Here is a 16,338-nt window from a genome sequence, read left to right on the forward strand (position 1 = left end):
CTACTTTCTTTCATGAGCAGGTCGGCGGATAAGAAAGTAGCAAAGAAACCGTTGCCCCCATCTTCGATAAGATGGAAAAATCCAATGAAGTCATTAATTATATATCCCAGTCTGGTTTGATAATTGTAGGATAACGTTGTTGCCTGACAATCTTTAATTTTTCTATATAATATAAATATATCTCTTTGTATGAACCAAACCCCGGTTGCTGCATATCCTCTTTGATGGATAAGCCATCAAAAACAAGAAGCCATAATCTTAAAGCAACCCCTAAATAGCCCCAAAGAAGATCCATTTCGTGCAATTCCAGTTTAGTAACCAAATTTTCTATTCGAACATCCATATCTGGATGGGTTCCACCACCAGAAATAGAATCCTCTCCCATTAATAAAAGGGCTGCTAATGTAGTTGCAATTCCTGCCTTATAGGTTCTTCCCCATGCAGAGTTATATTCAGTTTGAATAAAGCTAATTGCCATATCATCTGCTGCAATTTCATCATTTATTGAACGAGAAAGCGTTTGCTGTATTTGTGTATGCCCCAAATAATTATGTGAAAACTCGTGAGCATATATAAATGCTATTGCAGCACAATAGACATCATTCGCATGGCTTATAATATTTTCAAATTGCTGCGGATTACAGATATTTGGAGTAACCCAATATGCATCTCTATTAAAGTTATGTAATAATTGCCGTCCTCTGAAAAAACAATCATTGCCATATTCTACATCTATCATATTGGGCTTATATCCATTTTTATTAATACCAACAGCATCCATCATAGGGATATGTATAACATTTTCAAAATATGCGATAAGATAGACACAAACAGACCATAAATACTGACAGAAATTTTCGTTGATATATATATGATTTAATTTATTATTATCTTTTTTAATTTCCGCAACATCACTAATAGCTTTCTCATCTCTTATGAAAGTAAATCGGCGAGAAAAATTATTGCTATTGCAATCATTTTTTACAGCATCTAATAACTCAAAAACTTTTTCAATATATTGAATAACATCATCAGATAACTGTTCTACAGGTAAATAATAGATTTCTTTCGGCTCTTTCATTTTTCGAAAATTTATTTGTAAAGATAATATGTTTATTTGTATTGGAAGCAAAAATTCCTTGCGAAATTATTTACCGCAAGGAATTTTAATCATATCACGGAATATATAGCAACGCAAATTCTGTTTTTCTTCGATTGAATAGCATGGCGTGCTGCTTTCCTTTGTACCGGCAGTAAGCGATATATTCACGGTAAATGTCTCGATTCCCGGCTTCCAGCTTGCGGATGAGTTTGCTTTTCGGGTGTCCGCCGTGACCAAGCAATACCCCTTGACCCACATTGAAACTTAATACGGTAAGAAGCAAGGCATCTTTACCAAATTTGCGGAACAGCTTGTAGCGCACCGCCAAATCCTTGCGGAGCAGGGCTTCGGCTTCCGCCTCCGTCATGTCATAGGAAAGGTTTTCGTTGGGCAACCTGCGATGCCCGTAGCCGTAGTAGGGGTAATCGGAACGGTCGTGCAGTCCCTCGTACTTTTTTATCAGTTCAACGGCGATGTCAGCCTTGGGATGATTGTTAAACGATGCCAGCAGTTCCGCCATGCTGTCCGTGTCTTGTGCCGGCAGGCTGCCACAGAGGGCAGCCGCCAGCAGCAGGAGCAACGCCTTGCGCATCATCGGCTGGCGTTCAAGGTGTCAGACACAGCGACGCCTCCCTCCGTTTCCGCGTCCGAGTCGTTGTTGAACTCCAATTCCCACTCGCAGGCATTGCCGAAATTGTCCTCCACCGTGATGGTCAGGCTTTGCGACTCGTCGCACTCCGAGGTGTAATATAGGCGGAATTTTTCGTTCTCCAGCAGGTAGCGGTCGTTGGGCTGCAACACCAAGCCGTTATCCAGCTTCAACGTGCCCTCCCCGTCGTATTGGAAATAGCGGATGGTATAGACCGCCCCGTCAAACTCGCCCTCGCGTACCAGTTCGCAACGGATTTCCGCCGTCTCGCCCTGCGCCAGTTCCTTCGGCACGGGCATGGCTTCCACCGTGAACGGATAGGCTTGCGTCACGTCCAAATCGTCATCGCAGGCGGTGAAGCATACAGAGAGCAGCCCCAGACAAAGGGTTGCCAATGATTTTACTATGTTTCTTTTCACTTTCCGTGTATTGTTTAATTTGTTCATGTTCATAACCGTTACATTTTAAGTTTGATGTTCTTGTTGTTCTTCTCGTTTTGTTTCAGACGGCTTTGCAGATACTCGTTCAAGTCCTTGCATCCGCCGTAGATGCCGGAGCAGTCCGACACCCTTTCGCCGTAACGTGTGCGCAGGGCTTCCAATGTCCGCCGCCCGGCTTCGTCGTTGTCAAGGTGGCACCGCACCGTTCCGTAGCCGTCCAGATGCCGGTACGCCCTCGCCACATTGGACACCGAGTTGAGGACAAGGTGGTCCTCCCCGCCGCCGATGCCTAATGCACGGGCGGAAAGGTAGTCCACGAAGCCCTCGTACACGTTGCAAACGGCAGAGCCTGACGGCAGCAGGGTGACGTCCTTTGGCGGCACACAGCCCTTGAAGAACGGGTTGCGTATCTCGTAGCCGCCACCGCAGTTGCCGAAAGCCACGGCGAAATACCGTTTCCCGTGCGTGGAGTAGCGCATCTCCTTGCAGTTCGCGATGGCTATGGCGGACGGTATGCCCCTTTCTTGCAGGTAATGGAGTAACGCCCGGCTCTGCAAGGGCAGCACTTCCACGTCCTCGAAGCTGTGTCCGGCTGGTTGCCGCACTTCGGGGGTGCGGCGTTGCTCATAGTCCTGCAACGGCATGTCCGCCACCTCCGCCACATACCTCGCCTGTGTGAGGAAGTCGCCGCTTTGGATGAACTCCCCCGCAAGGGCGAAGATGTTACCGCCCTTGCCCTCGCCAAAATCAAACCAGAGGTTCTTTTCCGGGTTTACCTTGAAGGAAGGCGTGTGTTCCTCCCGGTACGGCGACCTGTACCAGATGGCGTTGGCACGTCTTTGCACGGGATGATGCCCCAGCCGTGCAAGGAAGTCCTCCAGCGGATAGCGTTTCATCGCTTCTATATCCATATAGGCGCACATTCAGTTGATGATGAACTTCACGCCTATCCCGTATTCCGTGTGGCACACGCCCATGCTGCCGCCCCACAGGAAGCGTTCACGCAGCGAGGCCGTCAGCGCAATGAAGTCCACGAGGTACAGCTCCATTTCCAGCGTGGCGGCGCAGCCATAGACAAAGGCGTCCTTGTTGTTCAGCCTCGCCCCGTCGTACAGCGTCTTTCCGCCCCAGTTCACCGTCTCGTACCCGGCAAGGGCTGACGCGCCAGCGTAGAAGAACACCACCTTTTTCGCGTCCGAGAGGAAGTTGTAGTAGTAACCGCCCTCCGCCGTGAACTGTGCCGCAGGGATGGTCGTACTCCGGTATCCGTGGCTGGTTTTCAGGTATTCCAGCCCGTACACCCACTTGTTCCCACCTTTCGCGTAGCTCGAAAGCATGGCTCCCAGCACATAGCCGTCCGCCTCGTTCAGCCCGGCTCTCAACTCGATGCCCCGCATCTTCGGCAGGCACCGTTGGGCTTCCGCCCGTCCTGCCAGGAGGACGAACAGAAGCGTTACAATAAACAGTACCTTTCCTTTCATCGCACGCGCAGTTCGTTGATGGTTTCAGCCTGTACCAAGTCCTCGTTCTCCACGGTAAACGTCTGGTGGCGTCCGCCGTCCTTCTCGTTCATCTCCACCACGAGCTGCTTGCCGTCGGGGATGGTGAACTTCGGAAGGCAGAACACCGTGCGTTCGGACCGCTTCCCGGCTACACGGACGGCGTAGTTGTAGGCGCGGAGCGGGAACAGCACCTGTTCCTGCATGGCGGTACGCTTCGCCACCTTCTTGTCCACAATCTTGAACGTGATGTAGTCCACGTCAAACGGCACATTGCTTTGGTTCTTTATCTCCGTGTAGAAATACAGCAGGTCATTGTGGACATAAATCCCTTTCAGCAGGTACTGGATGCCGAAACGCTTGCAGCCGATGTGCTTCACCTTGCGCTTGTCCTCCTTGTGCAGCGACTTCATGATGAGGTGTACCAGCATCGGGCTTTCGCTGCCCAGTTCCTTCAGGTAGATTTCCTGCGCGTTGTTCGGTCGGTTCACCGTGCTGCCGTCGTGGATAAAGTCCTTCATTTCCACGTTCAGGATAAGCGGCTCATCGGCGTATTTCACATTAAATGTGTAAAATGACCCGTCCTCCGTGATGACGCTCATGTTCGTCTCGTTGCGGAAATTCTTGACCGTCGCCTTCACACGGATGACGTTCTCCGCACCGTCCGCCTTGCCCGCTATCAGGTTGGGCGAACCCAAGTCCACGTAGCGCACCGCCGCCGGAAACAGGATGTGGACGGTCTTGTCATACGTGACTTCCAAGCCGTGCGGCGGTATCATGCGGTCGAACATCAGCTTTTTCGTCAGACCGTGGTACAGGTCGCCGTCCTCCTCCGTCTGCGGATAGACGTCCTTCACCAGTTCCAGCCCGTCCTCCTTGGCGGTGGCAGTGCTGTCGTTCGTCACTCCCTGCGCGTAGCTCGCACAGGCGATGCCCATCAGCAGGGCAAACATTGTCATTACTTTCTTGATACTCATTTTACGTTGGATTTAGTGGTAAATAAAAATTAGTTTGTTGATTATTTTTTCTTTTTTTGCCTTTATGTTTTTGGACTGTTCATTCCTTTTCTTGGTAGAGCAATACCCTGTACCCTGACTTCAGATGTACCTTGACCGTGCGCATCCTTTTCGAGATGTACTGCGAGATGCCCTGTATCGCCCCTCGCCCCAAGTCGGAGGCGAGCTGCGCCCCCGCGTCGGTCGATATGTTGATGCTGCTTCCGAGCGAGCTGCCCATGTTCGCCCCGATTTCCTTTGCCGCGTCTATCTCCATCGAGCCGGGTATGAAGATGCCCGCCTGCCCGTCGCTGTCGTACACCTCCAGTTCTACCGGGATGATGTTTCCCCCGTGTTCCAGCGAGGTGATGCCGATGCCGAGCCTTTCGCCCTGCAACCGTGCCGCGCCCACAAGGAGCGTGTTCCGGGGGATGACGCGCCCCGACACGCGCATCGGCTCCAGCAGCCGGAGCTTCACCGTCTGCCCGTCCGTCAGCGTCTGGTCGCCCTGCACACAGGCGGCGATGGTGTTCTTCCCCGTCGTTTCCTCCGCACCGATGGCGGTGTGGAAGCCGTAGTTGCGTTCCCCCGAATAGTCCGCGATGAACGCCGAGTCTGTCATGGGCTGCGGCAGGGCGGACACCACCGTCCGCCTTACATCGCTTACGGGTTCTGCCTTCATGCTCTTTTCGCCTGTACTCACAGAACCTCCCGTTTCATCGGGCTGTGCGGCTTGTCCGGCATTGTTGTCATTCTGGTACTTCGCCGCCAGCTCATAGGACTTTTCCAACAGGGCGACCTGTTCCTCCATCGTGGAAGGCTTGCTATCCTGCGCCACCAGCATGGCTTCCAGTTCGTCGATGCGCTCCCGGAGTTCCTCCTTTTCCGTGTCCTCCTTCGGCGGCTCGTAGAACGTGCCCAGCGAGGTGTTCAGCCGTTGGTAGGCGGCAGCGGAAGTGCGGATGCCCGCCTGTCTTTCGTCCGCCGTTTCCCCGTCGGTCGTTTCCGTCCGTGTCAGGCGGTAATCGTCCGAAGTGTCGGCATCGTCCGTTGGCGTGTCACCGTCGCTGTCGTTCCAGAACGCGGAGAGGTCGCCCACCATGCCCCGGCGTTCCTTCCGCTTGTTTTCCAAATCCTGCTGCTCGTAGGCTTTCGCCTTGTCCCCGATGATTTTGGAGTCTTCGGGCATGGGCATGTCCGTGTTGAATCCCTGTCCCTGCCGTTCTTTCTCCTTGTCCTCGGAGGACGGCGCGAAGATGAGCCACATACACCCGGCGAACAGCAGCACCATCAGCGGATAGACCAGCATCTTCTGCCTTTGCTGACGCTGTTGTTCCGTCAGCGGCTTTTTCTCTTTTGTTCTTGATTCATTCTTCTGTTCTTTTGTTTCCATCATCAGTTCAATTAGCTTGTCAAAGTCTGATTTTTATACCTTTATTCTCTTTGCTTACCTGATTCTGTAAGCGAATGGGCATTTTATGCGTACCCAAAGAAGCCGGATGGAGCTTTGGTTTGTTTTTATCCGGAAACAACCTGTGTTCCAAGCGTTCCAATCCTATCCGGGACTGTTCTTTGATGATGCGGTTATGATGCCCTACCATATGCTTGGGATAAGTATCGTCTCCCATGTCACAACGGATAATGTAATCCATCAACGCATCGCTTATTTTTCCGAATGATTCCGCCAACCCATACTTGACCAACAGAGGTTTCGGAATTTTTGTCTGCCCGTCCCATCCCTTTTGAGAGAGTCCATGAAGCACCATCCGTTCCCGGTGCAGGGCTTTCCGATAGTCGTCCGGGAACTTGCCCTGCACTTTCTGCTCGTACAAATCGGAGGCACTGCGCATAATCCGTCCTTTTTCCTCCTGGATGGCCGCATCGATGGAGTCCGCCGACCAGTGATTGTCCGCACGCATTTCCTTGGCCCGTTCCCATTCGAGGTCCTCTATCTTTTGGTACATATCCATCAGACCATGCCTGATGGCGGTCAGGTCTCCCGGATATTCCCCATGCAGGGCAAGCCGCTTCAAGTAGTCGAGTTCCTCGTCCTTCATGCAATACCCTACCAGCTTATGGGCGGTAGCCACTTCTTCCGGATTGGGCAGAGGACATAGGGTATGGCTTTTACCCGTATGGGCACTACAAAGCAGCGTGTACATGGCATTCAGTTTTTGGGGAAGTGTTTCATTCCCCATTTTCAATCCGGACAACAACCAGACCTGCTGTTTGCCCCAATCGGTTTGTTGCAGTACATCCATAACCTTGTGCCAGCCGCTGCGTTCCGTCTGGTCCAGATTCCGGAAGAAACGGTAATCCCAGAGTATTTTTGCCTGCTCTTCCGTAATTGCCGGGCGATGCCCGTTCCTTACGATGGAATCGGCAATGGCATTGTAATCCAAGCGAAGCACCTGATGGCAGAACTTCAAGGTCGGTTTCCATCGGAATCCGGCATCCTGCAAGTTTTCCATCTTTTCCCATATCCAATCTGATAATTTCATTGTGGATTCAAATTTGAGTGATACACCTTATTATATATTTCTAACTTCTCGATGTGCCGTATCTCCAATGCCTCTTCCCCTTTGCCGAAGCCGATGATTGCGGCGGCAGTCATGTAGAGACAGAGCGAGGCGAACACGGCAAATGCCGCAAGGACTATCCTAAGCCGTGCTTTGGGCGGCAGGGCGTCCAGCCTATTGCGTAACCAACCTTTCAGCCCGGTGGTCCACTTTTCAATGAGATTTTTCATCTTTCCCATACGCATTATCTTTCAATCGTCCGGATGTCCTTGTTCTCCAATACCGTGAAGCCCTCGATGGTGAAGCCGTTTGGGTTGTCGTCCGAGCGGCTCGCGTTGAGCAGGCGGCAGGCGGTTACTAATGTCCGTTCCGTCACGTTGCTCTCGCGGATAATCATCTGACGGGCGTATGTCCGCGCCTCGTAGGGATAGCGGTCGAAATTGCACACCACGCTGTCCACCTGCAACACTTGGTTGATGTTCCCGGCGATGATGCGGTTGTAGAAGCCCTTTTCGGCGAAGTCGGCGTAATAGTTGTACGCGCTCTTGTCTGCCAAGAGCAGGGCGCGTTTCACGTTGTGCTCTATCGCGCTTTTCTCCGGCGAGAGGGTGAAAAACAGTTCGTGGAAGCGGCGCACGTGTTCCCTGGCTTCCGCCGGGCGGTTCTGCGACAGGTCCTGCGAGAGCGCGAGCATAAGACTCTTGCCTCCATCGAGGACGTATATCTTCTGCCGTTGCGCCTCGGCGAAGCGGAAGGCGCACACCACCGAGCAGACCACCACGAGGGCGCAGGCCGCCGTATAGACGATGCCGAACAGACGTATCTGCCGGAAACTCGTCTCGATGTTCTTGAGTGATTTGAATTCCATTTTCTTCTTTTCGTCTTTTAATTGTTCAATAATCCGTTTTTAAGGGTCGGGCAACTCACGGAAACGGATTGTCCGGAATGCCTATCTTCGGAACAGCTTTCCCGCCGTTCCCTTGATGAGCTTGCCCGCGCGGCCTGCCACGTTTCCTGCGGCGGCTCCCGCCACGCTGCCGCCCAAAGCCCCGGCGGTGTTGATGTTCTTGTTGTAGCTGCCTATGCCGCCACCTGCTTGGATGATCCAGCCTGCCACCGTCGGGATGGTGAAGTAGCCCACGATGCCGATGATGAGGAACACGATGTACACCCCGTTGCTCGCCTCCACCGAGAAGTTCGGGTCGGTCTGCATCGCTTGTATGTCGTTCTGCAACATCAGAATCTGTATCTTCGCCAGTATGGTGCTGAACAAATCCGACACGGGAAGCCACAGGTAAATCTGTATGTAGCGGCTGAACCACGCCGAGAGCGTCGAGTGGAAGCCGTCCCATACGGCAAAGGCGAAGGCTACCGGTCCCAGGATGCTCAGCACCACGAGGAAGAACGTCCTGAGCGTGTCGATGATGAGCGCGGCTGCGGCGAACATCAGTTCCAGCAGTTCCCGGAACCAGTCACGCACCGTCTTCTTGATGTTGTACGCCGCCCGGTCCATGTACATCCCCGTCATCGTCACCAAGTCCGAGGGCGACCAGCCCAGCTCGTCCAACTGGCGGTCAAATTCCTCATCACTGGCGAGGTAGGCGGTCTCCGGGTTGCGCATCATCGCCTCGTATTCCAGTTTGTCTTTCTGCTCCCGGTACTCGTTCATGTCGAAGGTCTGTTCTTCGAGGATGCCGTGTACGCCCTGCACGATGGGGCTTAACACGCTGTTCATCGTACCCAACACGATGGTCGGGAAGAACAGGATGCACAAACCGAGCGCAAACGGGCGGAGCAGCGGGTACACGTCTATCGCCTCGGCGCGGGCGAGCGACTGCCACACGCGCACCGCCACGTAGAACAACGCGCCCAGCCCGGCAAGCCCTTTCGCCACGCCCGTCATGTCCGCGCACAGCGGCATCATCTCGTCGTAGAGCGAAAGGAGTATCTGGTGAAGGTTGTCGAACTCTCCCATAACTTACCAGTATTTTTCGTTGGGGTTTCCGTAGAGTCCTATCACCCGGTCCATGTCGTTCTTCTTCCTTGCCCGGAGGTAGGACACCGATATGGTCTTGTTCGTGTAGTAGCGCACGAGGTTGCGGTAGTTCATCAGGCTGCGGTAGGCGTTGTCGATAATCGCCAGCCGTTCCGCGTCCGTGAGCGACATCCCCGTCACGTTCACCACGTTCTTCAGGTCTTGCAGCACGTCCGAACTCTCGTCTATCAGCATGGTGTAGCCCGACGATATGGCGGCAAGCTCTTCCGGCGTGTAGTTCTCATCAGAGAGCATCTTCTGGTAGTTATCCACATAGATTTCTGATATTTCCATCACCAACCCGATGCTTTTCGACACCTTCACGCCGCCCTTCACCACGTCATGTACGGATTTCAGCGCGTCGTAATACTTCTTTCCCTGCTCAAACACTTTCTTGGTTTCCAAGAAGCCGTTGAGCGTGTTGGCTTTCGTGCCCGCCGTTTCCACCATCTCCTTGGCGGAGTTGATGATGCTCTGCGCGAGGTTCGTCGGGTCGGACACCACCCATTGGGCGTTTGCCGTGCCTGCACCTGCAAGGCACAGGCAGGCTGCCACCAATGGCATTTTCAGTTTTTGTCTCATATTCACATTGGATTTAGTGGTACATTCTTATTGTTCTTTCTTCTTTTCGCCATTGGCTGTTTCATCCGTGTTCACCCGGATATAGTCGCCGTTAGGCGAAAAGGACAGGATGTCCGTTTCCTCGTTGTATGCCACGTCGATGCGGAAGCCCGTGTTCAGGTAGAGGTTACCGTCCGCCTCCCTTTGCAGCAGGTAGGTCTCCGGCTTCAGTTTCCGGTGGACGCCCGCCCTGCGGAACAGCGTCACCTTGTAAAGTGCGCCCTCCTTGTACACCAATATGTCGGGCTTGCCCTCCACGCTCTGCCAGTTGCCGCAAATCTTCTCGCGGATGTCTTCGTTTTCTTTCATTACCGTCTCGCAGGCTTGCAGCATCAGCGACGCCAAGCCTATCAGACCGCCGCAAAGCAGCAGCCGTTGTGTCTTTGTCAGTTCAATGTTCATAATCTTCAATTCTTGTTTTTTTGTTGATAAAATGTGTCTTGACCTCATACGCCGTTTGATACACCCTTATATGCCGTATAAGGTGGCCTCAAACGCCGTCTGTGGTCGGGTGATGTTTCCATCGGTTACTTTTCTTCGTCCATACGTTTCTCCGCAATCTGCCGTATGGCGGCTTCCATGTCGCTGCCCAGCTTCCCCGCCAGTTCGCGGACTTCCATCTTCTCCGTTTCCTCCGTTGTATAGGCAAGGTATTCGTGTATGGACACCTCCGTGGCGTACACCGCCGACTGTGTGCCGCCTAAGCCTATCCACACCTCCTTGTATCGTCTGGACGAATCGTTGGACTGGTTGATGGAAAGTATCTGCGACTTCTCCTTTTCCGTCAGCCCCAGCAATCCCTGTATCTGGTCGAAGCGGTTCATGAACTTCCGCTGGTCGAGCAGTATCTTGCAGTCCGAGTTGTTGATGATGGACTCCTTGACGATGGGCGAGCTGATGATGTCGTCCACCTCCTGCGTCACCACTATTGCCTCGCCGAAATACTTTCTGACCGTCTTATAAAGATACTTTACATAGGAAGCCATATTCGCCGAAGCAATCGCCTTCCAAGCCTCTTCAATTATTATCATCTTTCTGATACCTTGCAGACGGCGCATCTTGTTGATGAACAACTCCATAATGATGATTGTCGTAACCGGGAACAAGATGGCGTGCTCTTTTATCTGGTCGATTTCAAAGACGATGAACCGCTTGTGTAGCAAGTCCAGTTCCTTGTCCGAATTAAGCAGGTAATTATATTCACCGCCCTTGTAGTACGGCTCCAGCACATTCAGGAAACTGGCAATGTCAAAGTCCTTTTCACGCACTTTCTTATCTTCCAATACCTTGCGATAATCCGTGTCTATAAACTCGTAGAACGTGTTGAAGCATGGGACAATGCTGTTGTCTTCCTTAATACGTCCTATGTACTGCGACACGGCATTGGAAAGTGCAACCTCCTCCGCACGGGTAGCAGGCTCATTGTCCTTCTTCCACAGCGTCAGCAACAAAGTCTTGATACTTTCCCTCTTTTCGATGTCATACACCTTGTCCTCCGTGTAGAACGGATTAAAGGAAATCGGGTTGTCCTCCGTATAGGTATAATAAACCCCGTCCTTTCCCTTGGTCTTGCGGTGTATCATCTCGCACAGCCCTTGGTAGGAGTTGCCCGTATCGACCAGCACCACATGGGAGCCTTGCTCATAGTATTGTCTGACCAGATGGTTCATGAAGAACGATTTGCCGCTGCCCGAAGGACCCAATACGAACTTGTTGCGGTTGGTCGTCACGCCGCGCTTCATCGGCAGGTCGGAGATGTCGATGTGCAGGGGCTTGCCGCTGATGCGGTCCGCCATGCGGATGCCGAAGGCGGACGGAGAGTCCTTGTAGTTGGTCTCGCCCGCGAAGAGGCACACCGCCTGCTCTATGAACGTGTGGAACGACTCTTCCGCCGGGAAGTCCGCCGCGTTGCCGGGGATGCCCGCCCAGAACAGCGTCGGGCAGTCCGTCGTGTTGTGGCGCGGCACACAGCCCATGCTTGCCATCTGGCTGCCCACGTCGTTCTTGATGCGTTTCAGCTCCTCCGCGTCGTCGCTCCACGCCATCACGTTGAAGTGGGCGCGGACGGACTTCAGCCCCTGCGAGTGCGCTTCGTTCAGGTATTCTTCAATCCACTCGCGGTTGATGGCGTTCTGGCGGCTGTACCGGGAGAGCGACTGCATGTTCCTCGCCGTTTTCTCGAAGCGGCGCAGTTCCTCGTCGCTGTTGCCGATGAAGACATACTGGTTGTAGATGTGGTTGCAGGGCAGCAGCAGTCCCAGCGGCGCGGCGAAGGACAGGCGGCAGTCCGAGCGGTCGGTGGACAGCCTTTCGTAACGGCAGTCCGTGGCCACCGCTGCGGGCAGGTCCTCCGTGTCCGACAGGGTGTGCAGGCACAGGCGGTTGTCGCCGACGCGCATTTCCCTTGCCGTCATCTCGATGTCCTCCAGACAGTCCGCGTTGCCCAGCGACAGGGCGAAGTACCTGCCTATGATGCCCGTCTCCTTGTCCGTGCCTGTAAGCTCGTCATCGGAGAGGCGGCGCAATTTGATATGCCCCGAATCGTTCAGGATACGCGCGAACTGCTCCACCGCCTCGATGAACTTCACCGCCGTCTCCTTGTCCTGTATTTCTTTCGGTACGATATGCCCCCGGCACAGCGTATTCCAGTTGCTCTGCTGCCTCATGCGCTCCTTCGTAGTCTTCGTCAGGAACAGGTAGCACTTGTGGTGCAGGAACGGGCGCTCGTTGAAGTGCATCTCGTAGCTGCGGGCGAGGAAGCCCATGCCCTCCTTGCCGAGGTCGGGGCGGTACCGTTCCTTCACGTACCAGTCTTGCTTGTGCAGCACCGAATGGTCGGGCAGTACCTTGATTGCCTTGCACCACGTGGCGTGGATGCCCTCGTATTCCTCCGCCGTGACGGTATAGACCTCCGGAAGCTCCACCTCGAAGGCGGCGGTGATGTCCGCGTCTTTCGAGACGATGCACCCGTGTTCCACCGAAAGCAGGGGGAAGCGGCTTTCCAGCGTGGTGGCTTTCATGATGTTTCTCATACGTTTCTTCCTTTCTTCTTTTTTCGTCTTAACAGATTGGACACCCGTCTGCGGTGGAGCACATGGCGTGGGCGCATCCGTGCCGCGCCCAACTTCATCAGCCCGTGTTCGCCGTACTTCGCGTTCAGCCGGAACGTGAGCCACACGAGCGACGAGGCGGATACCGCGCCGAAGCCGATGCAGAGCCACTGGCCCGCGCCTGCCATGTAGAGGATGATGAAGAGGATGAAGGCGGCGAGCAGCCCGCCCGCGAACAGGAACAGGTACTGCGCCTTCAGGCCCTTGAACTCCACCGGACGGCCGATGCCCTTGTTGATGGGGTACTCAGCCATTGTCCTTATACCTTATTATATATGTATAGGATACCCGTTTGTTAGAGGAAGAACGAGCGCAGGATGGTCGCGCTTACAATCAGGAAGATACACGCGCCGAACCAGCTTGCGGCGGTCTTCGAGGTGTCGGGGTCGCCGGCGCTGAATTTGCCGTACACCTTGATGCCTCCGATAAGCCCGACGACCGCGCCGATGGCGTAGATGAGTTTCGTCGCCGGGTCAAAGTAGGAAGTGACCATGCTGGTGGCTTCGGTGATGCCCGCCATGCCGTTGCCTTGCGCGAAAACTTGGATGTTGGCAGCCAGCAGGAGGGCCGCGAGGATGATTTGCTTTTTCTTCAATGTCTTTGTCATAATCTTTTCTGTTTTGTGCCTCCGGGTTGGATGTTCCCATTGGCGGTTGATACTTGTTTTAATTCTTGCGGCTTTGGATGAAGCCGGCTTTTGGGATTTAGTGGTCTCGGTGGCAAGCCGATGGTTTAGCCGTAGTCGATTTTCTTTTTTCGCATTGCTGTTACGTTTTTACTTGTTATACATAGTCGCGGATGTTGAAGTCCTCGAAGTTGTCCGGAACTGCGGGCGCTTTCTTGGGCATAATCACCGGTGTAGTGTTTGCCTGCGCCGCCGACACGGAGTCCAGATAGTAGTCCATCAGCTCGTCCAGTTTCCTGCGGGTCGCTTCCGAACTCTTTTCTATCATCGCGAACAGTTCGTTGCCCTTCATGTCGCAGAACACCATTCCGGCGTGACGGCGTTCCTCTTTCGTGGCTTTCGGTTTCTTCACCGTCCGCATGGCAAGGTCGATGTCCTCGAAGGTCATGCCTCCCGCTTCATGAGGCTCGCCGTCATCATCTCCGTCTTCGTCATATTCCGCCCCGATGTCGGAAACACGCTTGTCGGCAAACACCTCGTCCAGTTCCTCGTCGGGCACTTGGCGCGACGGCCTGGCTCCCGAAAGCCGGCTATTGGGGGAGGCAGTTTCATCGTCAAAGGCCACGTCCTTCTCGTCCACCTCCTCGCCGGGGGCTTGCACGGTGGCATTGGACATCGGTGCAGCAGCCTGCGGTTTTCGTTCAGGCATCCGGAACAGGCTTTTCCCCATGATGTCGCCGGACCTTTCCGGTGCGCCCACATCCTTTTCCTTGTCCTCCTTGGGTACGTTTTCTTCCCGGCGTTCCCAAGTCAGGTAGATGACCATCCATAGGTTGAAGGCCATCATCAGCACGATGAGCAGCTCGGCCATCGTCAGAGCGGTTGCGAGGTTTCACGGCGTAACAGGGCATTGATGTCGTCCCCATAGGTTTGCAAGTGCTCTTCCAGCACATTCTCGATGTACCCGCCAATGGTGCTGCCGTTCCCGCCCAGTGTCCGCACAATGCGGGACAGCTTCCCGTGCATCTCACGGCTGAGGTAAATGCACTGGCGGTGCGCTCCTTGTCTGGGCGTCAGATAGCGGAGGAACACCGCCGCTTTTTCTAATTGGGTGTCGTCCACAATGTGGATGACTACGTCCGCCTTTTCCAGATTGTTCACTTGGGGAGTGTCCGCCTTCGGGTTGCCATTCCCCTTCTTTTTCATTCTCGAATTGAAAAATCCCATCTTGTTTTCGTTTTTTAGGGTGAATAAAATCAATAAATGTCCTCGTAATTTTTCTTGTAAAGTCGGCGGATCACTTCCTCGTATTCGCGGAAGTGCTGCTCCAGCACACGGTCCACATAGACCGACAACGTAAGCCCGTTCTTCCCGATGACCTGCACGATACGCTGTATCCGCTCGTGGTAGCTTTTGCGGATGTAGGCGGTCTTGCCCGAACACACGGGGATTCTCGGTGCATGGAGGAAGCGTTCCAGGTATTCCTCTTCCTTTTCCGTGGCATCCTTGCCCACCTTTGCTTTCGGTTTTTCCGCCAGCCTGGCCTCCTTTGCGGAAGTGTTGCCATCTGTTCCGAGGCTCCCCGGGGAGGCGGGCGCGGGCATTTCCGGACGGAACGAATCCAGGAACTTGCCGGGGTCAATATCGACATCGAGTTTCTTGGCCATCGGTTCAACGCTTTACGATGCCGAGTATTTCTTCCGCGAGGGCATCGATGCCGCTCCCTTTCGCCAATGCCTTGTCCGGCGGCAGCAGCGTGGAGCGGAAAAACGGGCGGTCGCCTTCCTCAGAGCCTTCCTTGCGGAAACGCTTGCTGTCGGGCAGACTGGTGTCCAGCACTTCAAGCCCCATCCCGGCTATCACCTTGTCATAGATGTCGTACAGGTCGGTCTTCTCGCGCTTGTCCACCATGTTCCACAAGAGGCGGATGCCCTTGATGTTCGACTTGCCGGTAGTGATCAGCGTGTCGTTGATGACGCCCGCGTACTTCAGCGAGCTTTCCATGATGAAACGGTCTGCGGCTATCGGGCAGAAGATGTAGTCCATCGTCGCTACTGTCCGGATCAGGTCGAGGTTGTTCACCGTACCCGTCAGGTCGAAGAAGATGAAGTCGGGCGGTGTCGCCGACTCGACAAATGGCCTGACCGTTTCAATCGCGTTGCCGGGACGGCTCCCCACAATCGGGTAGGCGCGTTTGCCGATGCGCTTGAACTGCTCGTATGCCAGCTTGCGCAGGTACGGGTTGCGCTCGATACTTTTCAAGTCGCGTTCGCGCATGTCCTTGATGCTGAACTGGGGATAGTCGCAGTCCACGACCGCCACGTCATATCCCTTCACGTAATACAGGTAACTCGCCATCAGTACGGTGAGTGTCGTTTTGCCTGCTCCTCCCTTCTGGGTGGAGAAGGCGATGAACAAAGGTTCTTTTTTCATGCTTTCTTCTTTTTTATTTGTTAGACATCCGTTTCTTGGTCCGGTCGGCAGCCATCCGCCCGGTAAGCGAGCAGGCAGTCCGGCATCCCTCCCGGTATGCCTGTTCCCATCCATGCCTGTGTGCCGGCAGGCAAGCATAAGGGCAGGCATACCGACCATTCCGCCTGCAAAGGAAAATGACTTTCGCCAAGGTTGTGTCTCTTTGCTGTTGCGTGGCAGCATTTGGCGTTGTCGTGGCAGCTTGTGGCGTTCTTTGGCCACCCTTTCCACCGCTTTTCCTGGCGTTTGGCCCATTGAAACGGCATCCGCC

The 16,338-nt window shown here is 54.0% G+C and carries 21 protein-coding genes; all 21 read right to left on the reverse strand.

Annotated elements, in window-relative coordinates:
- Positions 1-97: 97 nt before the first annotated feature.
- The gene (locus tag HMPREF9007_RS15325) at positions 98-1,081 is read right to left on the reverse strand and encodes a phage exclusion protein Lit family protein (protein ID WP_004322013.1); all 984 of its coding nucleotides are present in this window, start codon (positions 1,079-1,081) and stop codon (positions 98-100) included.
- A 94-nt stretch (positions 1,082-1,175) separates the two neighbouring features.
- Entirely contained in the window at positions 1,176-1,697 is a 522-nt protein-coding gene (locus tag HMPREF9007_RS15320; protein WP_004322014.1) for a hypothetical protein, read from the reverse strand.
- Positions 1,694-2,203 (reverse strand): DUF3872 domain-containing protein, encoded by a 510-nt coding sequence (locus HMPREF9007_RS15315; protein ID WP_004322015.1) that lies wholly within the window; start codon positions 2,201-2,203, stop codon positions 1,694-1,696. Before HMPREF9007_RS15315 ends, HMPREF9007_RS15320 begins: the two co-directional genes overlap by 4 nt.
- Before the next feature lie 5 nt (positions 2,204-2,208).
- Positions 2,209-3,102 carry a toprim domain-containing protein gene (locus HMPREF9007_RS15310; protein WP_007841022.1) on the reverse strand — a complete coding sequence of 298 codons (894 nt, stop codon included), beginning with the start codon at positions 3,100-3,102 and terminating at the stop codon, positions 2,209-2,211.
- A gap of 12 nt (positions 3,103-3,114) precedes the next feature.
- The gene (locus HMPREF9007_RS15305; RefSeq protein ID WP_004322018.1) at positions 3,115-3,672 is read right to left on the reverse strand and encodes a conjugal transfer protein TraO; all 558 of its coding nucleotides are present in this window, start codon (positions 3,670-3,672) and stop codon (positions 3,115-3,117) included.
- Positions 3,669-4,661, reverse strand: coding sequence for a conjugative transposon protein TraN (gene traN / locus HMPREF9007_RS15300; RefSeq protein ID WP_032539475.1), 993 nt, complete (start codon positions 4,659-4,661; stop codon positions 3,669-3,671). Before traN ends, HMPREF9007_RS15305 begins: the two co-directional genes overlap by 4 nt.
- 85 nt (positions 4,662-4,746) lie before the next feature.
- Positions 4,747-6,078 carry a conjugative transposon protein TraM gene (gene traM, locus HMPREF9007_RS15295; protein ID WP_004322021.1) on the reverse strand — a complete coding sequence of 444 codons (1,332 nt, stop codon included), beginning with the start codon at positions 6,076-6,078 and terminating at the stop codon, positions 4,747-4,749.
- A gap of 19 nt (positions 6,079-6,097) precedes the next feature.
- Positions 6,098-7,186: a hypothetical protein gene (locus HMPREF9007_RS15290; protein WP_004322022.1), complete on the reverse strand. Its 1,089-nt coding sequence runs from the start codon at positions 7,184-7,186 to the stop codon at positions 6,098-6,100.
- On the reverse strand, positions 7,183-7,449 hold the full coding sequence (locus HMPREF9007_RS15285; protein WP_008761198.1) for a TraL conjugative transposon family protein: 267 nt from the start codon (positions 7,447-7,449) through the stop codon (positions 7,183-7,185). The genes HMPREF9007_RS15290 and HMPREF9007_RS15285 overlap by 4 nt, the downstream gene beginning before the upstream one ends.
- Positions 7,449-8,072 (reverse strand): conjugative transposon protein TraK, encoded by a 624-nt coding sequence (gene traK / locus HMPREF9007_RS15280; protein ID WP_004322024.1) that lies wholly within the window; start codon positions 8,070-8,072, stop codon positions 7,449-7,451. The genes HMPREF9007_RS15285 and traK overlap by 1 nt, the downstream gene beginning before the upstream one ends.
- 81 nt (positions 8,073-8,153) lie before the next feature.
- Positions 8,154-9,179 (reverse strand): conjugative transposon protein TraJ, encoded by a 1,026-nt coding sequence (gene traJ, locus HMPREF9007_RS15275; protein ID WP_007841019.1) that lies wholly within the window; start codon positions 9,177-9,179, stop codon positions 8,154-8,156.
- Positions 9,180-9,182: 3 nt separating this feature from the next.
- A complete protein-coding gene (locus HMPREF9007_RS15270; RefSeq protein ID WP_004322026.1) occupies positions 9,183-9,821 on the reverse strand; it encodes a DUF4141 domain-containing protein in 639 nt (212 codons plus the stop codon).
- 27 nt (positions 9,822-9,848) lie between these two features.
- The gene (locus HMPREF9007_RS15265; RefSeq protein WP_004322027.1) at positions 9,849-10,262 is read right to left on the reverse strand and encodes a DUF3876 domain-containing protein; all 414 of its coding nucleotides are present in this window, start codon (positions 10,260-10,262) and stop codon (positions 9,849-9,851) included.
- Between the two features lie 125 nt (positions 10,263-10,387).
- Entirely contained in the window at positions 10,388-12,892 is a 2,505-nt protein-coding gene (locus tag HMPREF9007_RS15260; protein ID WP_004322029.1) for a TraG family conjugative transposon ATPase, read from the reverse strand.
- On the reverse strand, positions 12,889-13,224 hold the full coding sequence (locus tag HMPREF9007_RS15255; RefSeq protein WP_004322031.1) for a DUF4133 domain-containing protein: 336 nt from the start codon (positions 13,222-13,224) through the stop codon (positions 12,889-12,891). The genes HMPREF9007_RS15260 and HMPREF9007_RS15255 overlap by 4 nt, the downstream gene beginning before the upstream one ends.
- 41 nt (positions 13,225-13,265) lie before the next feature.
- Positions 13,266-13,577 (reverse strand): DUF4134 domain-containing protein, encoded by a 312-nt coding sequence (locus tag HMPREF9007_RS15250; protein WP_004322034.1) that lies wholly within the window; start codon positions 13,575-13,577, stop codon positions 13,266-13,268.
- A 175-nt stretch (positions 13,578-13,752) separates the two neighbouring features.
- Positions 13,753-14,466, reverse strand: coding sequence for a hypothetical protein (locus HMPREF9007_RS15245; protein WP_004322036.1), 714 nt, complete (start codon positions 14,464-14,466; stop codon positions 13,753-13,755).
- Positions 14,467-14,468: 2 nt separating this feature from the next.
- Positions 14,469-14,822: a DUF3408 domain-containing protein gene (locus tag HMPREF9007_RS15240; RefSeq protein ID WP_004322038.1), complete on the reverse strand. Its 354-nt coding sequence runs from the start codon at positions 14,820-14,822 to the stop codon at positions 14,469-14,471.
- Between the two features lie 29 nt (positions 14,823-14,851).
- Positions 14,852-15,262: a DUF3408 domain-containing protein gene (locus tag HMPREF9007_RS15235; RefSeq protein WP_004322040.1), complete on the reverse strand. Its 411-nt coding sequence runs from the start codon at positions 15,260-15,262 to the stop codon at positions 14,852-14,854.
- A gap of 4 nt (positions 15,263-15,266) precedes the next feature.
- Positions 15,267-16,028: a ParA family protein gene (locus tag HMPREF9007_RS15230; protein WP_004322043.1), complete on the reverse strand. Its 762-nt coding sequence runs from the start codon at positions 16,026-16,028 to the stop codon at positions 15,267-15,269.
- 20 nt (positions 16,029-16,048) lie between these two features.
- The coding region (locus HMPREF9007_RS26795; protein ID WP_165000517.1) for a hypothetical protein at positions 16,049-16,338 on the reverse strand (290 nt) is incomplete at its 5' end.

This window comes from Bacteroides sp. 1_1_14 (assembly GCF_000162515.1).
Classification (GTDB): domain Bacteria; phylum Bacteroidota; class Bacteroidia; order Bacteroidales; family Bacteroidaceae; genus Bacteroides; species Bacteroides thetaiotaomicron.